Origin of the sequence: Streptomyces atratus, from assembly GCF_040655115.1 — a bacterium.
Taxonomy (GTDB): Bacteria; Actinomycetota; Actinomycetes; order Streptomycetales; family Streptomycetaceae; genus Streptomyces; species Streptomyces atratus_D.
The window spans coordinates 1-3,178 of record NZ_JBFAJH010000129.1; the positions used below are offsets into that span (position 1 = coordinate 1).

3 protein-coding genes are annotated in these 3,178 nt (G+C 66.6%); 1 reads left to right on the top strand and 2 read right to left on the bottom strand.

Annotated elements, in window-relative coordinates; genetic code table 11:
• Positions 1 to 377: 377 nt before the first annotated feature.
• The gene (locus tag AB0I23_RS41335) at positions 378 to 668 is read right to left on the bottom strand and encodes a hypothetical protein (RefSeq protein WP_359118412.1); all 291 of its coding nucleotides are present in this window, start codon (positions 666 to 668) and stop codon (positions 378 to 380) included.
• Positions 669 to 1,673: 1,005 nt separating this feature from the next.
• Between AB0I23_RS41335 and AB0I23_RS41340 the strand changes: the two genes are divergently transcribed.
• Positions 1,674 to 2,042 (top strand): hypothetical protein, encoded by a 369-nt coding sequence (locus AB0I23_RS41340; RefSeq protein WP_359118414.1) that lies wholly within the window; start codon positions 1,674 to 1,676, stop codon positions 2,040 to 2,042.
• Between the two features lie 168 nt (positions 2,043 to 2,210).
• Here AB0I23_RS41340 and AB0I23_RS41345 read toward each other — a convergent pair whose 3' ends face one another.
• Positions 2,211 to 2,957, bottom strand: coding sequence for a hypothetical protein (locus AB0I23_RS41345; protein WP_359118416.1), 747 nt, complete (start codon positions 2,955 to 2,957; stop codon positions 2,211 to 2,213).
• Between the last annotated feature and the right edge of the window lie 221 nt (positions 2,958 to 3,178).

The window sequence follows — 3,178 nt, forward strand, 5'->3', positions numbered from 1 at the left end:
TCGAGGGCAACCGCCTGAAAGCCATACCCGGTGTCTCTGGGCCTCTGGACCTTACGACGGCCCGTCCAACCCACCAACAACGTAGGACCGCCTGAACAGCAGTAGCGGGCGCCAAGAGATGTCCTGGCACCCGCTGTTGACCGTGGTTTACCGGCTTGACGGGCACGGATCGGGCACGCGGGCGAGCACCGCGACACTCACCTGGCATGGCCCGCGTTCGGTTGTGGCATGTGTCCAAAGAGCCCGCGGAGCGCCACTTCTTCTTGTCTGGGTCTTGCGATTGATCTTGGCAACCTGGGTTTTCGCAGCTCCGGGAGCTCATCGGCTGCGGCCGACGGGTCGTCATTGGCCTCGCACGGCCCCGAGACGGCCCGTACTCAATCGCGAGCCCAGTCGAAAGGCATCGGCGCATCCTGCGGGATCACCCAAGGGTGGGGATAGCGAGCCCGACAACCGGTGCAGCGCGCGACGAACGGACCGATCTCCGGGTTCGTGAGAACGCTGTAGTGGCTGGAGGGCTGAGCCGGGAGCATGTGCCCGTTCGCCGTCGTCTCCAAGCCGGGCCACTCCGGCGAGCATTGGCATGGGTGCTGTACCGCGAACAGGTTGCCGTCAGAGGTCTTGGCCGTGCTCTTGAAGAGCTTGGCGAAGTTCTTTCGTATCGACACGACGGCGGCCCTCCCCTTCACTGTGCCCGACTCTCGGGCCTCCAGACAGTAACCGAGGTGGGTGGAGTCTCAATTGCCGAGGCAAGCGAGATGCCTCTTCCGTCAGGCTGAGGCCCCGGGGCGGCCCCAGGGCTTGAACCTGTGGCCTCATCCTTATCAGGTCGGTCCGTGGGCACCACGCACCATGGCCAATCCGGTCCCGTGCTGCGTCTATCTGCCGGGCAAATCCGCCGGGATTCGCCGATGATCGGTCCCGTTGGTGTCAGCCGCTGATGTCATCGCCAGATGGACCCGTTCAAGACGCCGGTGTCCGTACGCGCCCGATGGCGACGAGTCCCACTCCGATGACAGCGACACTCGGACGCTGGTGTACCCCCCGTTCGGCGTTGTTGATGTCGGCCGTGGAGGTCAGAAGCCTTCTGATCCGTAGCTCTAGCCAGTTCGGGTAGCAACGGCCATACCGGCCGCTACGAGGCCCCGGAGAGCCGGTAACGGACGGGGCGGTTGCTGTGGTTGCGGTACGCCGCTGCTGTACCGCCGCCCCGGGCCACAGGCGGGCCCGGCGGGTTGACGTGACCGTCGCAACCTGCCCGAGGCGGCGTTGTCACGCAGTTAGACACTCACCGCTCAACGGCCAATCATGTACAAGGCCGTTGTCAGTGCCGGCCTTTAGGGTTTCAAGCGCGCGGTCGGCTTCCGGGGGTTCCAGCTCTGAAGAGAATGGTTGCATCCCCGGCCTGTCTGGGGGCGGCCCGGAGAATCGTCCGGGACCTAACCGATGGTCGGGCTTCGTCGATGGCCAGCAGATGACCTGCCAGAGCCGACCGCGCACCATCCCATCTCGTGGGCGCCACCTGATCCGTAGCTCTAGCCGGATCGGTCGGTGACGGCCATCCCGGCCGCTACCAGGCCCCGGAGGACGCTACCGGACGCGGGCGATCGCTGGGGTTGCGGTACCCGGCTGCTGTACCGCAGGATCCCGGCGGGGTGACCATGGAACGGCATGTGCTGGAGAAGCTGTTGGCCGGTGACGACGAGGCGTCCGCGGCTGCTCTGGCCGCTCTCCGCAGCGGCGCCACCTACAGCGTGTGGGATACGACGCATCCCGCGGAGCAGCATGCCGGGGTCTTTGCACGCCGACCTCGGCGCATGCGGCTGCACGGAGTCGAACCTCTTGGGCTGGAACGAGCGGTGCAGCTCCTCCGCGAGCATGGCCGACCGGTGCGCGGAGGGCTGATCGATTCTGCCGATCAGAAATGGACCTTCCTGCTCTACCTCACCGAAGACGGCAACGCACTGGTGGCCTGCGCCCGGCTGCAGCGGTGGGTCGAGCGATCACCGCTTGAGGAGCGAGGTGGGCGCTGTACGGCGTGACCTGCGCGTTCCCTCCTTGCGCGGAGTCGGGTAGCACGCACCTCTGCATCCCCCGATTCCCCGTGAGTCCCCCTCCGTTCCGGCACGGATGTGGCACGACCTCTCTTTGCCCTGAAGCAACTCAGCTGGCCGCGCGTGTGGTCCGGCGGTGGGCCGAGGGCGCATCGGTCAGAAGGGAGGTTCGAGATCGCCGCGGCCATCGCTGTGTGGGCCCCAGTCCCAGGGCTCCTCCCGGAAAGGCTCAGGGTCGGGGACGTCGTGGCCCCATGCGTCGAGGGCTTTCCGGGCAACACGCCGGTTGGGGTCGTCGCTGCTGGTGTCCAGGATGGCGCGCGCGTGCACGGCGAGGTGATCGCGGTGCTCGGCGAGCGCGGGGTGCTCGGCGAAAATGAGCGCGGCGATGACGGCGGCTTCGCGCACGTCCTCGTGGCTGTCTCGGAGGAAGGGCGCGACGGCCCGATAAAGCATCGGGCGCAGGTCCCGGAAGGCCGCCACGATGGTGCCGGGGGTGAGGAAGCCAGGGAAGTACTGCTCCGTGCGGCCCACAATCTCGTCGGAGGCGTCGTAGGCCGTGGAAACCAACCAGTTCAACAGCGTCGCGCGGATGGGGACGTTGCGATAGGGCCGGAGGGTCATGGCCGCCGGGTGGGTGAGGATGCCGGCGATATACATGGCGACGGGGGCGGTGGCTTCGTAGATGGTGTTCTGGTGGCCGACCAGGTCACTCAGCTCCGACAAAGCGGTGACCTGAACCTTGGGATCGGGCTCCAACAGCCGCGCCAGGATCTTGGGCAGGCCCTCACCGTTCCCGAAAGCCGTCTGGAGCGAATCCCAATCAGTCTCCGCCAGGACTACCTGGTAGGGCGGCAAGTCAGGCTTGCGGGGCGCCCCGGCGTCGGAACGGCTGTGGTTCACAGGCCAAACCTAGACCAGACGTCTGACACGATTCCCTTCCGAGCCAGTTACTCGGTCTGTGGTCCTGCCGTAGGCGGCTGCTGCATGCGTGGCATGGCACCAGTTTGGAAGATCCCGTACGCGGATGACCTCTGACGCGTAAATAGCAGCAGGTCAGGGCGGGTGGGGGCAGGGCTGGGTGCCCGGTGGCCGTTGAGGGCTGCCGGGTGTCTTGGTCTGCC